Source organism: Amycolatopsis sp. NPDC039088 (assembly GCF_055598845.1).
In genome coordinates this window covers 119,136-138,117 of the sequence record NZ_JBVKAE010000025.1, presented here as the reverse complement: position 1 = coordinate 138,117, position 18,982 = coordinate 119,136, and the positions used below count along the sequence as shown (strand labels likewise).

Annotated in this window: 21 protein-coding genes; 3 read left to right on the top strand and 18 right to left on the bottom strand. The window is 69.7% G+C overall.

Translation table 11 applies throughout. The features are described from left to right. Nucleotides 1–97: 97 nt before the first annotated feature. Complete coding sequence (locus ACZ7KI_RS29055; protein ID WP_470276235.1) at nucleotides 98–964, top strand: alpha/beta hydrolase; 867 nt, start codon at nucleotides 98–100, stop codon at nucleotides 962–964. Here ACZ7KI_RS29055 and ACZ7KI_RS29050 read toward each other — a convergent pair. From ACZ7KI_RS29050 to ACZ7KI_RS29020, 7 genes are all read right to left on the bottom strand, one after another. After that, the gene (locus ACZ7KI_RS29050) at nucleotides 933–1,991 is read right to left on the bottom strand and encodes an NAD(P)-binding domain-containing protein (protein WP_470276234.1); all 1,059 of its coding nucleotides are present in this window, start codon (nucleotides 1,989–1,991) and stop codon (nucleotides 933–935) included. The two genes, ACZ7KI_RS29055 and ACZ7KI_RS29050, sit on opposite strands and share 32 nt — an antisense overlap. Nucleotides 1,992–2,033: 42 nt before the next feature. Further along, nucleotides 2,034–2,666, bottom strand: coding sequence for an SRPBCC family protein (locus ACZ7KI_RS29045; RefSeq protein WP_470276233.1), 633 nt, complete (start codon nucleotides 2,664–2,666; stop codon nucleotides 2,034–2,036). A 22-nt stretch (nucleotides 2,667–2,688) separates the two neighbouring features. Further along, complete coding sequence (locus ACZ7KI_RS29040) at nucleotides 2,689–3,543, bottom strand: FAD binding domain-containing protein (protein WP_470276232.1); 855 nt, start codon at nucleotides 3,541–3,543, stop codon at nucleotides 2,689–2,691. Then, nucleotides 3,540–5,978 carry a xanthine dehydrogenase family protein molybdopterin-binding subunit gene (locus tag ACZ7KI_RS29035; RefSeq protein ID WP_470276231.1) on the bottom strand — a complete coding sequence of 813 codons (2,439 nt, stop codon included), beginning with the start codon at nucleotides 5,976–5,978 and terminating at the stop codon, nucleotides 3,540–3,542. Before ACZ7KI_RS29035 ends, ACZ7KI_RS29040 begins: the two co-directional genes overlap by 4 nt. Continuing rightward, entirely contained in the window at nucleotides 5,978–6,508 is a 531-nt protein-coding gene (locus ACZ7KI_RS29030) for a (2Fe-2S)-binding protein (protein ID WP_037303592.1), read from the bottom strand. Before ACZ7KI_RS29030 ends, ACZ7KI_RS29035 begins: the two co-directional genes overlap by 1 nt. Before the next feature lie 227 nt (nucleotides 6,509–6,735). Continuing rightward, on the bottom strand, nucleotides 6,736–7,401 hold the full coding sequence (locus ACZ7KI_RS29025) for a TNT domain-containing protein (protein WP_470276230.1): 666 nt from the start codon (nucleotides 7,399–7,401) through the stop codon (nucleotides 6,736–6,738). A gap of 81 nt (nucleotides 7,402–7,482) precedes the next feature. Beyond that, the gene (locus ACZ7KI_RS29020; RefSeq protein WP_470276229.1) at nucleotides 7,483–8,418 is read right to left on the bottom strand and encodes a threonine ammonia-lyase; all 936 of its coding nucleotides are present in this window, start codon (nucleotides 8,416–8,418) and stop codon (nucleotides 7,483–7,485) included. Nucleotides 8,419–8,488: 70 nt separating this feature from the next. Between ACZ7KI_RS29020 and ACZ7KI_RS29015 the strand changes: the two genes are divergently transcribed. After that, complete coding sequence (locus ACZ7KI_RS29015) at nucleotides 8,489–8,968, top strand: Lrp/AsnC family transcriptional regulator (RefSeq protein WP_470276228.1); 480 nt, start codon at nucleotides 8,489–8,491, stop codon at nucleotides 8,966–8,968. On the opposite strand, the gene ACZ7KI_RS29010 is transcribed toward ACZ7KI_RS29015, so the two are convergent. From ACZ7KI_RS29010 to ACZ7KI_RS29000, 3 genes are all read right to left on the bottom strand, one after another. Then, a complete protein-coding gene (locus ACZ7KI_RS29010; protein WP_470276227.1) occupies nucleotides 8,946–10,058 on the bottom strand; it encodes an XdhC family protein in 1,113 nt (370 codons plus the stop codon). The genes ACZ7KI_RS29015 and ACZ7KI_RS29010 overlap by 23 nt on opposite strands. Further along, the gene (locus ACZ7KI_RS29005; RefSeq protein WP_470276226.1) at nucleotides 10,051–11,154 is read right to left on the bottom strand and encodes a vWA domain-containing protein; all 1,104 of its coding nucleotides are present in this window, start codon (nucleotides 11,152–11,154) and stop codon (nucleotides 10,051–10,053) included. The genes ACZ7KI_RS29010 and ACZ7KI_RS29005 overlap by 8 nt, the downstream gene beginning before the upstream one ends. 81 nt (nucleotides 11,155–11,235) lie before the next feature. Beyond that, the gene (locus tag ACZ7KI_RS29000) at nucleotides 11,236–12,447 is read right to left on the bottom strand and encodes an FAD-dependent oxidoreductase (RefSeq protein ID WP_470276225.1); all 1,212 of its coding nucleotides are present in this window, start codon (nucleotides 12,445–12,447) and stop codon (nucleotides 11,236–11,238) included. A gap of 100 nt (nucleotides 12,448–12,547) precedes the next feature. Here ACZ7KI_RS29000 and ACZ7KI_RS28995 point away from each other — a divergent pair, with 100 nt between their 5' ends. Beyond that, a complete protein-coding gene (locus ACZ7KI_RS28995) occupies nucleotides 12,548–13,582 on the top strand; it encodes a nucleoside hydrolase (RefSeq protein WP_470276224.1) in 1,035 nt (344 codons plus the stop codon). Here ACZ7KI_RS28995 and ACZ7KI_RS28990 read toward each other — a convergent pair. The 8 genes from ACZ7KI_RS28990 to pcaH form a co-directional block, all read right to left on the bottom strand. Further along, nucleotides 13,572–14,147, bottom strand: coding sequence for a TetR/AcrR family transcriptional regulator (locus ACZ7KI_RS28990; RefSeq protein WP_470276223.1), 576 nt, complete (start codon nucleotides 14,145–14,147; stop codon nucleotides 13,572–13,574). The two genes, ACZ7KI_RS28995 and ACZ7KI_RS28990, sit on opposite strands and share 11 nt — an antisense overlap. Before the next feature lie 71 nt (nucleotides 14,148–14,218). Continuing rightward, on the bottom strand, nucleotides 14,219–15,091 hold the full coding sequence (locus ACZ7KI_RS28985) for an AAA family ATPase (RefSeq protein WP_470276222.1): 873 nt from the start codon (nucleotides 15,089–15,091) through the stop codon (nucleotides 14,219–14,221). A 31-nt stretch (nucleotides 15,092–15,122) separates the two neighbouring features. After that, nucleotides 15,123–15,692, bottom strand: coding sequence for a nucleotidyltransferase family protein (locus tag ACZ7KI_RS28980; protein ID WP_470276221.1), 570 nt, complete (start codon nucleotides 15,690–15,692; stop codon nucleotides 15,123–15,125). Next, the gene (locus ACZ7KI_RS28975) at nucleotides 15,685–16,491 is read right to left on the bottom strand and encodes an IclR family transcriptional regulator domain-containing protein (RefSeq protein ID WP_470276220.1); all 807 of its coding nucleotides are present in this window, start codon (nucleotides 16,489–16,491) and stop codon (nucleotides 15,685–15,687) included. The genes ACZ7KI_RS28980 and ACZ7KI_RS28975 overlap by 8 nt, the downstream gene beginning before the upstream one ends. A gap of 9 nt (nucleotides 16,492–16,500) precedes the next feature. After that, nucleotides 16,501–16,905, bottom strand: a complete 405-nt coding sequence (pcaC, locus tag ACZ7KI_RS28970) for a 4-carboxymuconolactone decarboxylase (protein ID WP_037303613.1) — start codon at nucleotides 16,903–16,905, stop codon at nucleotides 16,501–16,503. Beyond that, nucleotides 16,902–17,681 carry a 3-oxoadipate enol-lactonase gene (gene pcaD / locus ACZ7KI_RS28965; RefSeq protein WP_470276219.1) on the bottom strand — a complete coding sequence of 260 codons (780 nt, stop codon included), beginning with the start codon at nucleotides 17,679–17,681 and terminating at the stop codon, nucleotides 16,902–16,904. Before pcaD ends, pcaC begins: the two co-directional genes overlap by 4 nt. A 7-nt stretch (nucleotides 17,682–17,688) precedes the next feature. Further along, nucleotides 17,689–18,237: a protocatechuate 3,4-dioxygenase subunit alpha gene (pcaG, locus tag ACZ7KI_RS28960; RefSeq protein ID WP_470276218.1), complete on the bottom strand. Its 549-nt coding sequence runs from the start codon at nucleotides 18,235–18,237 to the stop codon at nucleotides 17,689–17,691. After that, entirely contained in the window at nucleotides 18,237–18,971 is a 735-nt protein-coding gene (gene pcaH / locus ACZ7KI_RS28955) for a protocatechuate 3,4-dioxygenase subunit beta (protein WP_470276217.1), read from the bottom strand. Before pcaH ends, pcaG begins: the two co-directional genes overlap by 1 nt. Between the last annotated feature and the right edge of the window lie 11 nt (nucleotides 18,972–18,982).

Sequence of the window (18,982 nt, the reverse complement as noted above, 5' to 3'; positions counted from 1 at the left end):
ATAAACGAAAATCCGAAAAGCGCCCAGCCGTCCCTTCTTTGCCACCCTTTGGGGCGAGGACGCTCATGAGACGCCCGAATCCAGGACACTCGAAACCATGATTCCCACTTTTGTCTTCGTGCACGGTTCGGGAAGCGCGGCGCACAGTTGGACGGCGACCCAGCGGGAAATGGCGGCGCGCGGGCACCGGACGCTCGCGATCGATCTCCCCGGCCGCGGCGCGGGTTTCACCCGTGCCTACCACGAACAGGACCTCGAAACCTTCGCGGCGGAACCGTCGGTGATGAGCGGACTGACCTTGGACGACTTCGTCGGACAGGTCGTCGACGCCGTTCGTCGAGTGCGCCACCACGGCCCGGTGATCCTGGTCGCGCACAGCTTCGGCGGGCTCCCGGTCACCGGCGCCGCCAACGCGATCCCCGAGCTGATCGACCGGATCGTCTACATCGCCGCCCAGTGCCCGGTGAACCGCGCGCCGGGGGAATATGCCGCACTGCCCGAATGGTCGTCCGCCGAATTGTTCAAGGCGACGGCGCCGCTCCTCGTCGGCGATCCGGCGCGACAGGGTTTCCTCCGGGTCAACTGGCGGGGCGCCGACCGCGGGCAGCGTGCCGCGCTGCGGGACGCCATCTCCGGCGAACTCACCGAGGACGAGTTCCTCCAGGTGGTCGTCACGAGCCAGCCGGACGAGGTGTTCTGGCTGACCGGGCCCGAATGGGACCTCCGTGCCGACAAGGAGTCCTGGGGCCGGATCCCGCGCACCTTCGTCAAGCTGACCAGGGACCGTTCCATGCCGCTCGCCGTCCAGGACCTCTACATCGCCGAGGGCGACGCGCTCACCCCGGACAACCCGTTCGACGTCCGCGAACTCGACAGCAGCCACGCCGGCTTCTTCCGGAAGCCCGCCGGGCTGGCCGAGACCCTCGACGACCTCAGCGTCCGAGCAGGCGCCGGATCTCGGTGACGGCCGCCCGGCCCGCGCGGTTCGCCCCGACGGTGCTGGCGGACGGCCCGTAGCCGATCAGGTGCAGCCGCGGTTCGGCGACGACCCGGGTGCCGTCCATCCGGATCCCGCCACCCGCGGCGCGCAGGCGCAGCGGCGCGAGATGGTCGATGGCGGCACGGAAACCGGTGGCCCACAGGATGACGTCGGCGGGCTCGAAGGTCCCGTCCGCCCACTGCACGCCGTCCGGGGTGATCCGCTCGAACATCGGGCGGCGGTCGAGGATCCCCGCGTCCAGCCCCGCCCGCACCTCGGGTGTCACCGCCAGATCGGTCACGCTGACGACGCTTTCCGGCGGAAGGCCCTCCCGGACCCGCCGGTCGACCTTGGCCACGGCCTCGCGGCCCCAGTCCTCGCTGAACGGCTCGTCGCGCCAGACCGGCGGACGCCGGGTCACCCAGCGCGTCGACCGGGCGGAGGGCGCGATCTCCAGCAGCAACTGGACGGCCGACGAACCGCCGCCGACCACCACGACGCGTTTGCCGCGGAAGTCGCCGACGCCGGTGTAGTCGGCGGTGTGCAGCTGACGGCCGCGGAAAGTCTCCTGGCCCGGGTAGTACGGCCAGAACGGCCGGTCCCAGGTGCCGGTGGCGCTGATCACCGCGCGGGCGGCCCACGTCTCGGTCGCGCTCGCCACGACCAGGCGGTCTTCCTCGGCGCTCACCGACAGGACGTCGACGGGGCGACGGACCGGAAGGTCGTAGGTGCGTTCGAAGCGGCCGAAGTACTCGGAGACGACCTCGGCCGCGGGCAGTTTCGGATCCGGGACACCGAAGGCCATCCCGGGCAGGTCGTAGACGCCGTGGACCTTCTCCATCACCAGCGAAGGCCAGCGGTACTGCCACGCGCCACCGGGGCGTTTGCCGTGGTCGAGCACGACGAAGCCCGCCTCGTTGGCGAATCCCGCGCGACGCAGGTGGTATGCCGCGGACAGACCGGCTTGGCCCGCGCCGATCACCGCCACGTCGACTTCGTGATCCGCCTTCATACCGGGTTCAACGGTGGCGGGCCCCGGCTATTTCCTTCTCCGTCAGTGTGTCCGCCGCGTCACAGCCCGCACGATCGCGACGATCACGAGCACGCCGGCGAGCACGACCAGCACGGGCGCGACCCGTTTGGCCACCGATTCGCCCGCGTACTCCATCAGGTCGATGGCTTCGCCCTCCGACACCGGCTTGACCGCTTGCAACGGCGGACGTTCCTTGGGTTTCTCGGGCTCGGGCGTGCCGAGCTTGCCGGACAGACAGTCCGCGAAGGAGTCGAGGATCTTGCCCCCGACCTCGGAGATCATCCCGCGCCCGAACTGCGCCGGTTTGCCGGTGACCGAAAGCTCCGTGGCGACGGCGCCATGGGTGACGCCGTCCTTCTCGGTCAAGGTGAGCGTCACCGTCGCCGACGCCGTACCCGCGCCGCGGGCGTCCTTGCCGGACGCCTTGATCACCACCCGTTTCGCGTCCGCGTCCTTTTCGACGAACTCGCCGGATCCCTTGTAGAGCAAGGAGATCGGCCCGAGCTTGACCTTCACCGTGCCTTTGAAGGTGTCGCCTTCGACCCCGGTGATGGTGGCGCCCGGCATGCACGGCGCCACCCGTTCCGGGTCGACGACGGCCTGCCAGACCTCGTCGACCGGGGCCGGGACGGTGAATTCGTGGTCGAGCCGCACGGGCCGACCTCCCTTCTCGTGGTTACGAACCTGCCGCGGCGAGGACCGCCCTGCCGGTCAGCACCCGCGCGAGATGTTGCCGGTATTCGACGTCGGAGTTGCCGTCGGCCGTCGGGTTGGTCCCTTCGGCCGCGTGTTCGGCCGCGCCGCGGATCGCCTCGGCGGTGGCCGCGCAGCCGACGAGCGCCGCCTCGACCCCGGCCGCCCGCACCGGTATGGAGCCCATGTTGGTGAGCGCGACCCGCGCCTCCTCGATGGTCCCCGCCTCGGTGCGGACACAGGCCGCGACGGCGACCATCGACCACGCCTGCGCGACCCGGTTGAACTTCTCGTAGTGGGCACGCCAACCGGTGTGCTTCGGGACGCGGACCTCGACGAGGATCTCGTCCGCCGCGAGGGCCGTGGTGAACATGTCCTGGAAGAAGTCGGCCGCGGGCACCGTCCGCCGCCCGCCCGGTCCGGCGACGACGAGTTCACAGCCGAGCGCGAGCACGGGCGCCAGCAGGTCACCGGCGGGATCGGCGTGCGCGATGGCACCGCCGAACGTGCCGCGGTGACGGATCTGCGGATCGGCCACCGTGTCGGTGGCGGCCTTGAGCAGCGCGGCGTGTTCGGCGACCAGCGTGTCCCGCTGGACGTCGTAATGCGTGGTCATCGAGCCGATGACCAGCGCGTCGCCGTCTTCGGTGATCCCGCGCAGCTCACCGATCTTCCCGAGGTCGATCAGCGTGGTCGGCGTGGCGAGCCGCATCCGCAGCACCGGCAGCAGGCTTTGCCCGCCCGCCAGTACCTTGGCGTCCTCGCCCGCCTCGGCGAGCGCGCTGATCGCTTCGTCCACTGTGGACGGAGCGACGTAGTCGAAGGGGGCGGGGATCACTGGGCACCTCCGGAGGCGTCGATCGAACCGAGACCGCCACCGGCTTCGGAACCGAGGCCGCCCGCCGAGGCGGACCCGTGCTGGATGGCGTGCCAGACCCGCATCGGGGTCAACGGCATTTCGATGTCGTTCACCCCGAAGTGCCGGACAGCGTCGATGACGGCGTTGACCACGGCAGGCGTCGAGGCGATCGTGCCGGCCTCACCGACTCCCTTGGCGCCCAACGGGTTCGTCGTCGACGGTGTCTCGGTGCGGTCGGTCGTGAAGTTGGGCAGATCCGCCGCCGACGGGAGCAGATAGTCGGCGAAGGTCCCGGTGGTCAGCGTCCCGCCTTCGTCGTGGACGGCCTCTTCGAACAGCGCCTGCGCGATGCCCTGCGCGAGCCCGCCGTGCACCTGGCCTTCGACGATCAGCGGGTTGACGGCCACGCCGACGTCGTCGACGCAGACGTAGGACCGCAACCGCACCCGTCCGGTCTCGGTGTCGACCTCGGCCGCGCACAGATGCGTGCCGTGCGGGAAGGAGAAATTCTCCGGATCGAACGTGTCCGCCGAATCCAGCGAGGGTTCGACGCCGTCCGGCAGGTTGTGCGCCGAGAACACGGCCCACGCGATGTCCTGGATGGACGTCGACGAATCCGTGCCCTTGACGGAGAACTTGCCCGCCTCGAATTCGAGGTCGTCTTCGGAGCACTCCATCAGGTGCGCGGCGATCGGCTTCGCCTTCGCGAGCACCTTGTCGGCCGCGTTGATCACCGCGATCCCGCCGACGACCAGCGACCGCGAGCCGTAGGTGTCCATTCCCTTGTGCGAGGACTGGGTGTCGCCGTGAAGGACTTCGATGTCCTCGAACGGGACGCCGAGTTTGTCGGCGACGATCTGGCTCCACGCCGTCTCGTGGCCCTGTCCGTGCGCGGAGGAGCCGGTGATCACCTCGATCTTGCCGGTCGGCAGCACCCGGATCTCCGCGTGTTCCCAGCCGCCCGCCGCGTAGTCGAGCGAACCGAGCACCCGCGACGGCGCGAGACCGCACATCTCGGTGAACGTCGAGATGCCGATGCCGAGCTGGACCGGATCACCCGATTCCCGTCGTTCCCGCTGCTCACGGCGGAGGCCGTCGTAGTCGAACAGTTCCTTGGCCTTGGCGGTGGCGGCTTCGTAGTCGCCCGAGTCGTAGGTCAGCCCGGCCACCGTGGTGAACGGGAATTCCTCGTGCTTGATCCAGTTCTTCTCGCGCAGCTCCATCGGGTCCATGCCCAGTTCGACGGCGAGCTCGTCCATGATCCGCTCGATCCCGAACGTGGCCTCCGGCCGCCCGGCGCCGCGATAGGCGTCGGTCAGCGTGGTGTTGGTGAACACGTTGGTGCAGGCGAAGTGGTACGCCGGGAACTTGTAGATGGCGTTGAACATGAACGCGCCGAGGATCGGCACCCCGGGGCCGACGAGACCGAGATACGCGCCCATGTCGGCGAGCAGTTCGACCTTGAGGCCGGTCACCGTGCCGTCACGGTTCGCGGTGATGGTGATGTCCTGGATCTGGTCGCGGCCGTGATGCGCGGCGACCATCGTCTCCGAACGCGACTCGGTCCACTTGACCGGTTTGCCGAGCCGCTTGGCGATCAGCGTCGACATCATTTCTTCGGGCAGCACGGCGATCTTGCCGCCGAACCCGCCGCCGACGTCCGGCGCGATCACCCGCACCTTGTGCTCGGGCAGGCCGAGCGTGGCCGCGGTCATCGTCTTGAGGATGTGCGGCACCTGGGTGGCCGACCACATGACCAGCTGGCTGCCGGTCGGATCGACGACGCACGCCCGCGGTTCCATGAACGCCGGGATCAGCCGCTGCTGGCGGAACCGGCGTTTGACCACGACTTCCGCGTCGCTGATGGCGTCCTCGACGCTGGAACCCGTTCCCGCGTCGGCGGAGTCGAAGACCCACACGGCGTTCTGGTTGGTGCCGAGCTCTTCGTGCACCAGCGGGGCGCCCTCGGCGAGCGCGTTCTCGAGTCCGAGAACGACCGGCAGTTCGTCATACTCGACGTCGATCGCTTCGAGCGCGTCGTGCGCTTCGGCCGACGTGCGGGCGACGACCACCGCGACGCCTTCACCGGCGAAATTCACCGTTTCCGAAGCCAAGATCGGTCGCCTCGGCGATTTCATGTCCGGCGTGATCGGCCACGCGCACGGCATGCCGATGGCGCTTTCCGGGTCGAGATCCTTCCCGGTGAACACCGCGACGACCCCTGGCGCGGACTTCGCCTCGGTGACGTCGATCGACACGATCTTGGCGTGCGCGAACGGGCTGCGGAGCACCGCGAGATGCAGCATCCCCGGCAGCGTCAGGTTGTCGGTCCACCGTGTCCTGCCGGTGATGAGCCGCTCGTCCTCCTTGCGGCGGCGGGCCCTACCGATCTCCGGCTCGATCGTGGAGGTCATCACTCACCACCCGCGCCGACGCGGGAAGCGGTGTCCGAGGCGAGCCGCTCGGCCTCCGGACCGGCACCGGGCCGCATCTGGTGCGCGGCGTCGCGCACCGCGCGGACGATGTTCTGGTAACCCGTGCAGCGGCACAGGTTGCCTTCGAGTCCTTCCCGGACGGCCTTCTCGTCGGGATCGGGATTGTCGGCGAGCAGGTCTATCGACTGCATGATCATGCCGGGCGTGCAGAAACCGCACTGGAGCGCGTGGTTCTCGTGGAAGGCCTTCTGCACCGGATGCAGTTCGCCGTCGCGGGCGAGTCCTTCGATCGTGGTGACCTCGCAGCCATCGGCCTGCACCGCGAGTACCGAACAGGATTTCACGCTGTGGCCGTCGAGGTGGACGGTGCAGGCCCCGCAGTTGCTGGTGTCGCAACCGACCACGGTGCCTACCTTCCCGACCCGTTCGCGCAAATGGTGCACGAGGAGGGTGCGGGGCTCGACGTCGTCTGTGTAGCTGGTGCCGTCGACGGTGACGGTGATGCGCATCAGGCCTCCAAAAGCGAGAGAAACCCCGCGCTGGGTCCGGGGTCGTTCGGGAGCGGCCGGTCATTCGGTTGGCACGGACCGACCGCGGGCGGACCGTGATCGGACTCACAGTCGAGCGTGCTACTTCTGCCCGGCCGGGACAACCCCCACCAGGGGGTCGCTCCGGGCCGGAACCGCAGACGCGTTTCGAGTCAACGATTTTCACCGTAAGTGCGGACTTGTGAGCCTTACTTCAAGCGCTCGAGGAATCCGTTGGCGATCAACCATCCGACATTGACCGAAGGCGGTGAACCGGGCAGCAACGCACCGTCCACTTGGTACTGGAGTCCACCACCCGGCTGGGCGAACCACGCGGCGATCGGACCGGACTGGACCGCGAAGGACTTCGCCACCCGATAGGCGTGATAGTTGCAGCTCGCGGCAGGCGCGGAGTCGAGACTCTGCGGCGGGATCGCCCTCGAAGCGTACGGAGAGCCCTTCGGCGCGAGGAACGAGCCGTACTCGCTGCCGTACCGGTCGATTCGCTTGCCCGGTGTCAACGTGATCACGTACTGGATGGGCGTCCCGTCGGGGCGCAGGACGTAGCCGTTCTTCGGCGGATAGCGCCACGAAGAGGCCGCCGGGTCGTAATAGGTGTCGAGGAAACGCTGCTCGGTCAGCGTCCCGGTGCGGCGGTAGCCGATGAGCTGGAAGCCGACGTCGCCCAGGACGGGGAGTCTCTCCGGGCCGAGCCGTTTGTCACCGTGGTGATCGGCCTCCGAGCATTCGATGAGCCTGCTGTCCGGGGTGCCGGTCTGGGCGGTGGTTTGGGCGGCGGCGGTTTGCGTGGTGACCGGGGCGAGGAGCAGGCCGATGGCGGCGAACACCGTCAAGGTGCGTCTCAGCAACATCATCCGAGCACACCAGCCCTCGCGCTGGGCCGGCGACGGCTGATCGACTGACGTCGTTGAGCCGACCGGCTGGTTCCGGCGGACTCACCTCGCCATGCCGAGCACCGAGAGGTCCGCGTTCGCCCCGGTGACCACGGTGGCGACCAGGTCACCCGGAAGGTCGTGCACGGTCAGTGCGGCCAGGCCTGCCGCGCCCGCGGGTTCCGGGACGACGCCGAGGGTTTCCGCGCCCAGCCGCATCGCCGCGCGCAACTCGTCGTCGCTGACCAGCACGAAGTCGTCGACCAGTGACCGCAGGCGCCGCACGGATTCCGCCTCGGGGGTCCGGATCGAGATCCCGGCGGCGAACGAGTTGGCCCGCTCGACGGTGATCGGCTCGCCCGCCCGCCAGCTCGTCACCATGGCCCGCGCCGACCTGGCCCCGACGCCGACGATCCGGACGTCCGGCGTATGCGCCTTGAGCCAGAGCGCGACCCCGGCGATCAGCGCGCCGTCGCCGACCGGGAGCACGACGGTGTCGATCCCGCGCTCCGCCGCCAGTTCGAGGCCGATCGTGCCCGCCCCTTCGGAGATCGCGGGATCACGGCCGTCGACGGCGAAGACGCGGTCCGGGGCTTCGGCGGCGAAGGCGGCCGCGGCGAGCTTCGCCTCGCCGTCGACCCGGCGTACCCTCGCGCCCAGTGCCTTCATCCGCCGCAGTTTGACCGGCGAGATGTCGGCGGGGACGAAGATTTCGGCGCGCAGGCCGCGCTTCCTCGCGGCGAACGCGATGGCCTGCCCGAAGTTGCCGCTGGTCCCGCACACCAGGGTCGTCCCCGGCTCCAGTCCGGCGGCGAAGTATTCCGCGCCGCGGCCTTTGAAGCTGCGCAACGGATTCAGCGTCTCGATCTTCACCAGCACGCGCCTGCCGAGGCGCTCGTTCAGCTGTTCGTCGCTGTACTGCGGTGAATTCAGGAAAACGGGGTCGATCACCTTCGCCGCTTCGGCGACGTGGTCCAGCTGCAGGTCGATGTCGGTCATGACGTCGAAGTTAGGCGGTACGCCGATCATCCCGATTGTAAATTTTCCCGCTCACGTGCAAAAATCTTGCGTGCCACTGGACGAGATCGACCACCTGCTGCTGGACCTCGTCCAGGTGGACGCGGCCCGCCCGCTGCACGAATTGGGTGACGCCGTCGGCCTTTCCCCGAGCGCGGTCCAGCGACGGCTGACCCGGTTACGAGCCGCGGGCGTGATCCGTGCGCAGGTCGCCGTACTCGATCCGGAGGCGCTGGGCGCCGGGATGACGTCGGTCGTCCTGGTCGCGCTGAGCGACGACGACGAGAAGCACCACACCGCTTTTCGCGCGCGCATGCTGGCCGAACCCCGCGTCCAGCACTGCTACAGCATCGTCGGGCAGTGGGACTACGTCGTCGTCCTGCTCACCCCGGACCTCAAGGGAAGCCGGTACCTGTCCAGGAAGCTGTTCGAGGAGCACGTCAAACGCTTCGAGACCTTGCCCGCCTTTGAGGTGGTCAAGTCGAGTCAGGCCGTCCCCGTGCCCGGCGTCAGCCGTGGATCCGGCCGCTGAGTTCGGCGAGCCGCGAACCCGAACCACTCCACCGCAGTGCGATGATCTCCGCCGCGATCGACACGGCCGTCTCCTCCGGCGTCCGCGCGCCGAGGTCGAGGCCGATCGGCGAGGACAGCCGTTCGAGTTCCGCCTCCGTCAGCCCGGCCTCGCGCAGCCGCGCGAACCGGTCGTCGTGGGTCTTGCGCGAGCCCATCGCGCCGACGTAGCCGACGTCGAGACGCAACGCGACCTCCAGCAGCGGCACGTCGAACTTCGGGTCGTGGGTGAGCACGGCGATCGCGGTCCGGCCGTCGATCCGGCCGGCTTCCACCTCGGCCGCGAGGTACCGGTGCGGCCAGTCGACGACGACCTCGTGCGCGTCGGGGAACCGGCTCTTCGTCGCGAACACCGGCCGCGCGTCGCAGACCGTGACCTGATAGCCCAGGTACGCGCCCATCTTCGCCATCGCGGCGGCGAAGTCGATCGCGCCGAAGACCAGCAGGCGCGCGGGCGGTTCGAAGGAATTGACGAAGACCGCCATCCCCTCACCGCGGCGTTGCCCGTCCGGCCCGTAGTGCAACGTGCCGGTGCGGCCGGCGGCGAGCATGCCGCGCGCGTCGTCCACGACGGCGTCGTCCATCCGCGACGAGCCGAGCGAACCGGCGACGCGGTCCGGCCAGACGATCAGATGCTCCCCGACCAGTCCGGGACTTTCGTGCTCGACCACCGTCACCACGGCAACCGGCTGTCCACTGTGGACCGATTCGACGACGTCACCGAGTTCCGGCATCGAGTCGCGGTCGACGTGCTGGACGTAGATGTCGATGATCCCGCCGCAGGTCAGCCCGACGGCGAAGGCGTCGTCGTCGGTGACGCCGTAGCGCTGCAGCACGGGTGCGCGTTCGGCGACCACCTGCTGCGCGAGTTCGTAGACCGCTCCCTCGACGCAGCCACCGGAAACGCTGCCGGTGACCGTGCCGTCCGGGGCGACGAGCATCGCCGCGCCGGGGCTCCGCGGCGCCGACGAGAACGTCGCCACCACCGTGCCGACCCCCACCGTCTCACCGGCGGCCCAGCGGCGGTGCAGTTCGTCCAGTACGTCACGCATCGGCGATCTCCACAAGCAGTCGTTCCAACGTGGCAAGGCTGTGCCCGGCCAGCAACCGATCAAGGTACGGGAGCGCGGCCACGATGCCGGACTGCACGGGAGCGTAACCCGCCCGCCCCGCATGGGGATTCACCCAGAATACGACGTGCGCGAGCCGGCACAGCCTGGCGAGCTGCTCGCCGAGCAGTCCCGGGTCGCCCCGTTCCCAGCCGTCGGAGAACACGGTGACCACGGAACGCCTGGCCACACCGCGTTGCCCCCAGCGGTCGAGGAAGGCCCGGAGGGTCTCGCCGAGCCTGGTCCCGCCCGCGAAATCGGGGACCGCGGCGGCCGCGGCGAGCATCGCGTGTTCGGGATCGCGCAGCCGCAGCTGACGGGACACCCGGGTGAGCCGGGTACCCAGGGTGAACACCTCGACGCGGCCGGGAGTGCTCCGGGACACGACATGCGCGAACCGCAGCAGGGCGTCGGCGTACGGGCCCATCGAGCCGGAGACGTCGATCAGGAAGACGAGACGGCGCGGCTTCACGCCCCTCCGCCGGTATGCCAACCGCACGGGTTCGCCGCCGCCTGCCAGCATCGCCCGGAGAGTGCGCGACGGATCGAGGGCGCCTCGCCGGGCGGCACGGCGGCGCGGCGATGACCGCGGCGGGAGGGCGGGCCGCAGTTTCGCGAGCAGTTCCCGCAGGTGAGCGCGTTCGGCGACGGTCAGCTCGGCGAGGTCTCGGTGCCGCAGGATCTCGTCGTCGCTCGCCGCCACGCGGAGCCGGTCGGGTTCCGCGCCGGACTCGCCTTGGCCTGGCGCCTGCGTGAGCGTGGCGATCCTGGCCCGTTTCGGGGCCGCTTCCCGGCCCCGGCGGCGCGGTCCGGCTTCCGTCTCGGTGAACCAGCCATCGAAGGCGGCGTCGTAACGTGGGAGGTCGTCGGGATCGGCGCACAGCGTCAGCCGTCCAGCCCAGTACAGCTGCCCGGGATCGGCGAGGTCGACCTCGCCCACGGCCGCGAGGTACGCCTGGACCCGGTGCGCGTCGCACGGCAAGCCCGCTTCGCGCAAAGCCTCCGCGAAGCCGACGAAACCCGCCACTGGATCGCTCACACCCCCATTGTGCGCGCGTTTCGTCCTCTGAATGCGGTAGTTGCACGCGCAAGTACCGCACTTAGAGGACGAAACGCGGGGTCAGCGGCGCGCGAAGACCGGGGTTTTCTCCCGTAAGGGGCCGATGCCGCCGAGGAAGGCGGCGACGGCGGTGAGCTGCGGGAAGCGGTCGGAGAGCCGGAGCGGGAACGGCACCGTGCGACCGGTCAGCGTGCCGTCGAGCGCGGGCTCGACGAGCATCTTGTGCTCGCCCAGTTGCTGCTTCTGGGCGAGTGAGACGGCGACGGCCCGGCGGCGCTGCACGCGGGCGAGGTCCCGCGCGGTCAGCGTGCCGCGCAGCAGCGGGGCGGCGAGGATCCGCGCGGCCGCCACAGCGTCCTGTACCGCGATGTTGACGCCCATCCCGCCGACCGGCGACATCGCGTGCGCGGCGTCGCCGAGGCAGAGCACCCTGCCGGAGTACCAGCGCGGGAGCTTCGACATCCGGACCTTCAGCAGTTTGACGTCGTCCCAGTCGCGGATCGCCTCCAGTTCGCCGTCTCCCCAGCCGAACAGGCCGCCGATCCGTTCACGGAACTTCTCGATGCCCTCGGCCCGCTGCGCCGCGTCCTGGCCTTTCCTGATCAGATACGACGTCTGGTAGTAGTCGCCGCGGTCCATGGTCACGCCGGCGAGCCCGCCTTCGAACCGGCCGAACACCTGGGCCTCCTTGCCGGTGTCGTCGAGTTTGGGCACGCGAACCCACCAGACGTCCATCGGCACCTCGTACTCCTTCGGCACGAGCCCGGTCGCGGCGCGCACCAGGGAATCGCGGCCGTCGCAGCCCACCACGAGCGACGCGGCCAGTTCCCGCTCGGCGCCGTCGGAATCGCGGTACCGCACACCGCCGCCCGCACGCAGGCCCGTCACCTCGGCGCCCATCCGCAGGGTGAAGGTCGGCTCCTCGGTGGCGGCTTCCGCGAGCAGGTTCAGGAAATCCCACTGCGGCACCATCGCGATGTACTTGTGCGGCCCGGGAACGCGGCTGAAATCGGCGGCGACGATCATCGTGTCGCCGATGTGCATCCGCATCTTCTCCAGCCGTTTCGACGGGAGTTCCGCGAACCGCTCACCGAGGCCGAGTTCGTCGAGCAACATCAAGGTCGGGGGATGCACCGTGTCACCGCGGAAATCGCGGAAGAAGTCCGCGTGCTTTTCCAGAACGGTGACCTCGACCCCGGCTCGCGCCAAAAGCAGGCCGAGCACCATCCCCGCCGGACCGCCCCCCACCACACAACACTGTGTACGTTCCATAATCGAGTTGTAGCGCGCCCGGCGACCCGGTGCCATGGATTCGGCACCGAAGAGGACCTTGGTCCTACTCGAAAACCGCGTTTCTCGCTACGGTGACGCCATGTTCCCGTCTCGTGCCGTGCTTTCCGCCCTGCTCGTCTGCGCCCTCGGCGTGGCCGCCGCCCCGGCCGCCTCGGCGACGCCGACGTCCTCCCCCGTCCCGGTCGTGTACGACGGCGATTCCGATTTCGCGGACATCGCGACGCTCGCGTATCTGTGTCAAGCGCACAAACAGCGCCGCATCGACCTGCGCGCGGTCACCGTCACCAACAACGGCGCCGGAACCCCAGGCCGCGCGCTGACCCATGTCCGGACGGCGCTCGGGAAATGCGGTCTCTCCGGCATTCCGGTCGCCGACGGTTCCGGCACCGGCGTGAACCCGATGCCCGCCGATGGCCGCGCCTGGACCGAGAGCATCCTCAACGGCGCGCTCGGCGACGCGGGGGTCCCGGATCGCCCGTCACGCGTCCGCGCGTCGACGCTGCTCGCCGCGACGGTACTCAAGTCGGCGAAGCCGGTCGTCGTGATCGCGACCGGCCCGCTCACGAATGTCGCCAAGGCGCTGGACGTTCCCGGTGTGGCACAGCGGATTTCGCGGCTCGCGGTGATGGGCGGCGCCTTCGACGTCCCCGGCAACCTGTTCGGTCCCGGCGCGGAAAAGTTCGACGGCACCCAAGAGGTCAACATGTGGCTGGACCCCGCGTCGGCGGACAAGGTCTTCGCCCGGCTCCGCCGCGTCGACATCGTGCCGCTGGACGCCACGAACGACGTCCCGATCACACCGTCCTATGTGGAGCGTCTGGGCCGGGAAGGCCGTACCGCGGAAGCGAAACTGGTACACGCGATCGTCACGCAGCCCGATCTCACGCCCTACGTCCAGGACGGGTCGGCGTACTGGTGGGACACCCTCGCCTCGTCCGAGGTGTTCGACGCGGTGAGCCCGGTGAAGCTGCGTCCGGCGAAGGTCGACGTGCGGCAGGACGGCGCCGCGGCGGGACGCACCTACGTGACACCGGAGGGAACACCGCAGAACGTCGGCTACGACGCGGATCCCGCGGCCTACGAGAACGGCTTCCTGAAGATGCTCAACGGCTGACGCGCAGCCCCGCGATGAGGACGCCGACCAGCCGTCGCGCGTCGTAGCGGGAATCGCTGTCGGCGCCGATGCAGAGGTTCCCGATCCCGCGCATGACCTCGTACGCCTGGAGGTCCGCGCGGATCTCGCCGGCTTCGGCCGCCGCTTCGAGTAACCGGGTGCAGACGGGCAGGAGCGTGTCGAGGAAAGAGGTGTGCAGCGTCTCGAACCCGGCGTTGTCGGACTGCATCACCGCGGCGAGACCGTGTTTGGTGACCAGGAAATCGACGAAGAGGTCGATCCAGCGCCGCAACGCCTCGTACGGGGAATCGCTCGACGCCAGCAGTTCCGGACCCGCTTCGGCGCAGGCGTCGACCTGGTGCCGGTAAACGGCGATGATGAGATCCGACCTGGTCGGGAAGTGCCGGTAGATCGTGCCCATCCCGACGCCCGCTTTGGCCGCGATGTCGCGGACCGGCGCCTCGACGCCCGAAGTGACGAAGACGGCGGCGGCCGCGTCGAGCAGGGTCTTCTCGTTGCGGCGGGCGTCCGCCCGTTTCGACCTGCGCCCCTCGCCGTTGCCCACCACGTCGCTCCTCGTCACGTCGCGGTTACCGGATCGGCGTTCCGCTTGGCCATGGTAACCCGCACGCCTGCTCAGGCGAGGAGTTCGTCCAGCTTGGCCCGGACCCGGTCGAGGTCTTCGCTGTACTTGAGGACCGAGCCGAGCGTCCGCGCGGCCACCGCGGCGTCCAGTTCGGACTTGCCCAGCGCGAGCAGGGCCTGAGCCCAGTCGATCGACTCCGCCACGCCGGGCGGCTTCAGCAGCTCCATCGCCCTGAGCCGGTGCACCGCCGTCGCGACCTGGGCGGCGAGATCCTCGCCAAGGCCAGGGATCTTGCGGCGCAGGATCTCGATTTCGCGGGCGAGGCCGGGATGTTCGAGCCAGTGGTAGAGGCAGCGGCGCTTCAGCGCGTCGTGCACTTCCCGGGTCCGGTTGGAGGTGAGCACCACGAGCGGCGGATGTTCGGCCCGCACCTCGCCGAACTCGGGGATCGTCACCGCGTTCTCGTCGAGGAGTTGCAGCAGGAACGCTTCGAACTCGTCGTCCGCCCGGTCGATCTCGTCGACCAGCAACACGCACGGCGCGGTCTGCAACGCCTTCAGCAGCGGCCGGGAGAGCAGAAAACGCTCGGTGTAGAGGGACTGCTCGGCGGTCTCGACGTCGAGACCGCCGTCGCCGGAGGCTTCGAGCGCGCGCAAATGCAGCAGCTGCCGGGGGAAGTCCCATTCGTACAGTGCCTGTGCCGCGTCGATCCCCTCGTGGCATTGAAGCCGGATGAGGGGTATGTCGAGCGCTTCGGCCAGTCCCAGTGCGAGCGAGGTCTTGCCGGTGCCCGGTTCACCCTCGCAGAACAGCGGACGGCCGAGCCGCAACGCGAGGAACCCGGCCGTGGCGATGCCGTCGTCGGCGAGGTAGCCGACCGCTTCGAGGGCTTCGGCCAGTTTCTCCGGCGATTCGACGGTCACGCCCCGATCGTAGGCCTCGCGGAGCCGGAGATCAGCCTGGAAGATCCTCGCGGTGGTCCACGTCGTGACCGGCGCCGAGGTCGCCGCATTCGACGAGCCGCAGATCCGGGCGACCCTTGAGCCAGTCGCGCGCGCCCTTGTCCCCGGACGCGCCCGCCACGCTCTCCGGCCACCAGCGGCGGCCGAGCACGACGGGATGACCGGGGACGCCGTCGTAGGCCGCCCGCGCGACGCTGCCGGAGCCGGCGCCGTCGGCGACCCGGCGGACGACTTCGGCACCGACACCGGGCAGATCCACGAGATGCACGACGGCGGCTTCGGCACCGGTCGCTTCCAGCGCCCTCAAGCCCGCACGCAGCGACGCGCCCATACCGGACTCCCAGTCGTCGGCCACGACGGCGGACCCGGGATCGGGCAGAAGCGCCCGGACTTCGGCGGCCGAGGCACCCAGCACCACTCGCACCGGCGTGCAGCCCGCGTCGGTGAGCACCCGCAGCGCCCGGACGACGAACGGTTCTCCATCGAGGACGGCCAGCGCCTTCGGCCCGCCGAACCGGCGCCCGGCCCCGGCCGCTAGCAGCAGCCCGGCGATTTCAGCCATGTCCGGCCTTGCTCGGCGGTGCCGAGGCAAGATCGGCTTCGATGGCCCGTGCCGCCTCGAGCAACGGGGGCAGCAGTTCGCGTTCGACCGACTCCCGTGTCGTGCGGCTGGCGTGGGTGGACAGGTTGACCGCGGCAACGACCCGGCCGCGCCGGTTCCGGATCGGCGCGGCGATCGAGCGGAGGCCTTCTTCGAGTTCCTGGTCGACCATCGCGTAACCCTGCCGGTACACCCGCTCCAGCTCGGCGAGCAGATCCTGTTGCCTGGTCAGCGTGTGCGCGGTCAGTTTTTCGAGTTTGGCCGCGTCGAAGTAGCCGTGCAGGTCCTCGCCCTCGAGGTCGGCCAGCAGCACGTGTCCCATCGACGTCGCGTGGGCCGGGAAACGGGTGCCGACGTTGATGCTGACGGTCATGATCCGGGAAACGGCCACGCGGGCGACGTAGACGATGTCCGGGCCTTCGAGCACCGAGACCGAACTGGACTCGTGTACCTCGGCGGACAACCGCTCCAGGTGTGGCTGGGCGACCTCGGGCAGCGACAGGCTCGACAGGTACGAGTAGCCGAGTTCGAGCACCCTTGCCGTGAGCGAGAAGTACTTGCCGTCCGTGCGCACGTACCCCAGGTCGACGAGGGTGAGCAGGAACCGGCGGGCGGCCGCCCTGGTCAGCCCGGTGGCACGAGCGACGTCGCTCAAGGTCAGCTCCGCCGCGTCCGCGTTGAACGCCTTGATCACCGCCAGTCCGCGCTCCAGCGACTGGACATGGTGCGCTCCGCGCTCGGTCACCTCGCCTTCGTCCATATGAGAACCCTAACGGCCACCCTCTTCCTGGGCGGCAGGCTCACCGAGTTCGGCCAGTACCCGCTGCGCGACGGCGAACGCGGCATTGGCGGCGGGAGCGCCCGCGTAGACGGCGGTGTGCAGCAGGACCTCGGAGATCTCCTGCGCGGTGAGTCCATTGTGGACGGCTGCCCGGACGTGCATGGCGAGTTCGTCATGGGCGTGCAACGCGGTGAGCGCGGCCAGGGTGACACAACTGCGGGTCTTGCGGTCGAGCCCGTCGCGCGACCAGACCGAGCCCCAGGCGCCCCGGGTGATGTAATCCTGGAAGGGGCGGCTGAACTCGGTGGTGCGGGCCACCGCGCGATCGACGTGGGCGTCTCCGAGGACTTCTCGCCGCACCCGCATCCCGGTCTCGTAGGCGTCGTCGCTCATCGGACCTGCTCCAGGTGGTCGAGGATCAGCGCGGTGAAGGGTTCGGGCTCTTCGAAGTTCCCCAGGTGCGCGGCACCTTCGACCACTTCGAGCCGGGCGTCCGCGATACCGCCCGCGATCACCTCGGCGTGCTCGACCGGGGTGGCCGGATCCTCGGCTCCGGCGATGACCAGGGTCCGCGCCGCGATCTTGGGCAGGTCACCGACGAGGTCCATCTCTTCGATGGCCCGGCAGGAGGCCGCGTAACCCTCGGCCGGGACCGCGGCGATCATCTCGCGCAGGTACGCCGCGCGGTCGGGATGGGCCGCGGCGTAACCCGCCGTCACCCAGCGGCCGACCCCGGCTTCGACGACCGCTCCGGTGCCGTGCTCCCGGACCGTCTTCGCCCGGTCCGCCCACATCTTCGGCGGCCCGAGTTTCGCGGACGTGCAGCACAGCACCAGGCTTTCGATCCGGTCCGGCGCGTGCACGCCCAGCCACATCCCGGTCATCCCACCGAGGGAGAGCCCGACGAAGTGGGCGCGTTCGGCGCCGTACTCGTCGAGCAGCGCGAGCACGTCACCGCCGAGGTCTTCGAGCGTGTACGGCCCGGGCGGCACCGGGGACGCGCCGTGCCCGCGGGTGTCGTAGCGGACTACCCGGAACCCTTTGTCCACCAAGGGTTTCACCTGCGGCTCCCACATGCGGTGGTCACTGCCGAGCGACCCGCTGAACACCACGACCGGGCCGCCCACGGGCCCGTCCGCGACGCTGTGCACCTTTACAGGCTCAGACATCGAAAATCTAGACATCGAAGAACACCGTCTCCCCTTCGCCCTGCAACCGGACGTCGAACCGGTAGCCGTCGCCGGTCTTGGCGGCGATCAGGGTGCCCCTGCGCGCCTCCGGGACCGAAGCCAGCACCGGATCCGCGGAGTTGTCGTCGTCCTCGAAGTAGATCCGGGTGACGACGCGGTGCAGCAGGCCGCGGGCCAGTACCGAGACGTCGATGTGCGGAGCCTGCGTGCTGCCCGCCGGTCCGGGCACCGGCCCGGGTTTGATCGTCCGGATCTCGTAGTTCCCGTCCGGGTCCGTCGGGCAGCGCCCGAAGCCCCGGAATCCGCTCGCGACGGCTCCGCGCGGATCGTCGGGGTGATCGAACCGGCCGTCGGCGTCGGCCTGCCAGGTCTCGATCATCGCGTCCGGCACGGGGTCGCCCGCGCCGTCGAGGACTCGGCCGTGGACGCGGATCGCGGCCGGTTCGCCGGCGGGGACGACATCGGGCCCGTCCGGCCAGGGCAGGCCGATGGACAGGTACGGGCCGACGGTCTGGGAAGGCGTCGTCTCCGGCATCAGTGCTCGTCCTCCTCGTCCTCGAAGACCGACGCCTCGCGGCCTCGGACGACGATGTCGAACTGGAAGGCCAGCGCCCATTCGGCCTCGGTGCGGTCGAGGTCGAACCGCGCGATCATCCGCTGCCGCGCCTTCTCATCCGGGATGGAGTTGAAGATCGGGTCCTGCGAGAACAGCGGGTCTTCCGGGAAGTACATCTGCGTGACCAGCCGCTGGGTGAACGCGCTGCCGAACACGGAGAAGTGGATATGCGCCGGGCGCCAGGCGTTGTCGTGGTTCTTCCACGGGTACGCGCCCGGCTTGATGGTGGTGAAGGTGTAGCGGCCCTCGCTGTCGGTCAGCGTCCGGCCCGCGCCGTCGAAGTTGGGGTCGATCGGCGACGGCCAGCGGTCCCCGGTGTGCCGGTACCGGCCGCCCGCGTTCGCCTGCCAGATCTCCACGAGCGAATCCCGGATCGGCCGCCCGTCGCCGTCGAGCAACCGTCCGGTGACGATGATCCGCTGGCCCTGCGGCTCCCCCGCGTGCCCTTGGGTGAGGTCGTTGTCGAATTCGCCGACGCGCCCCGGCCCCAGTGCCGGCCCGGTCACCTCGGTCAGCAGATGCGGGAGCACGATCAGCGGTTCCTTGGGATGCCGCAGCGCCGTCGACCGGTAACCGGCGTAGTCGAGCGGCGGATGTGTCCCCTCCGGATCGCGCCGGTAGCGCGGGAGCCTCAGTTCTGCGGGTGCGGACATGCTGTTCCCTC

Bases quoted from the DNA above. Each gene is read 5' to 3' on its own strand.
- ACZ7KI_RS29025 (WP_470276230.1), bottom strand. From the start codon at position 7,401: ATGATGTTGCTGAGACGCACCTTGACGGTGTTCGCCGCCATCGGCCTG.
- ACZ7KI_RS29020 (WP_470276229.1), bottom strand. From the start codon at position 8,418: ATGACCGACATCGACCTGCAGCTGGACCACGTCGCCGAAGCGGCGAAG.
- ACZ7KI_RS29035 (WP_470276231.1), bottom strand. From the start codon at position 5,978: ATGACCTCCACGATCGAGCCGGAGATCGGTAGGGCCCGCCGCCGCAAG.
- ACZ7KI_RS29050 (WP_470276234.1), bottom strand. From the start codon at position 1,991: ATGAAGGCGGATCACGAAGTCGACGTGGCGGTGATCGGCGCGGGCCAA.
- ACZ7KI_RS28980 (WP_470276221.1), bottom strand. From the start codon at position 15,692: ATGGCTGAAATCGCCGGGCTGCTGCTAGCGGCCGGGGCCGGGCGCCGG.
- ACZ7KI_RS29030 (WP_037303592.1), bottom strand. From the start codon at position 6,508: ATGCGCATCACCGTCACCGTCGACGGCACCAGCTACACAGACGACGTC.
- pcaH (WP_470276217.1), bottom strand. From the start codon at position 18,971: ATGTCCGCACCCGCAGAACTGAGGCTCCCGCGCTACCGGCGCGATCCG.
- ACZ7KI_RS28975 (WP_470276220.1), bottom strand. From the start codon at position 16,491: ATGGACGAAGGCGAGGTGACCGAGCGCGGAGCGCACCATGTCCAGTCG.
- pcaD (WP_470276219.1), bottom strand. From the start codon at position 17,681: ATGTCTGAGCCTGTAAAGGTGCACAGCGTCGCGGACGGGCCCGTGGGC.
- ACZ7KI_RS28995 (WP_470276224.1), top strand. From the start codon at position 12,548: ATGTTCCCGTCTCGTGCCGTGCTTTCCGCCCTGCTCGTCTGCGCCCTC.
- ACZ7KI_RS29055 (WP_470276235.1), top strand. From the start codon at position 98: ATGATTCCCACTTTTGTCTTCGTGCACGGTTCGGGAAGCGCGGCGCAC.
- ACZ7KI_RS29010 (WP_470276227.1), bottom strand. From the start codon at position 10,058: ATGCGTGACGTACTGGACGAACTGCACCGCCGCTGGGCCGCCGGTGAG.
- ACZ7KI_RS29000 (WP_470276225.1), bottom strand. From the start codon at position 12,447: ATGGAACGTACACAGTGTTGTGTGGTGGGGGGCGGTCCGGCGGGGATG.
- pcaG (WP_470276218.1), bottom strand. From the start codon at position 18,237: ATGCCGGAGACGACGCCTTCCCAGACCGTCGGCCCGTACCTGTCCATC.
- pcaC (WP_037303613.1), bottom strand. From the start codon at position 16,905: ATGAGCGACGACGCCTACGAGACCGGGATGCGGGTGCGGCGAGAAGTC.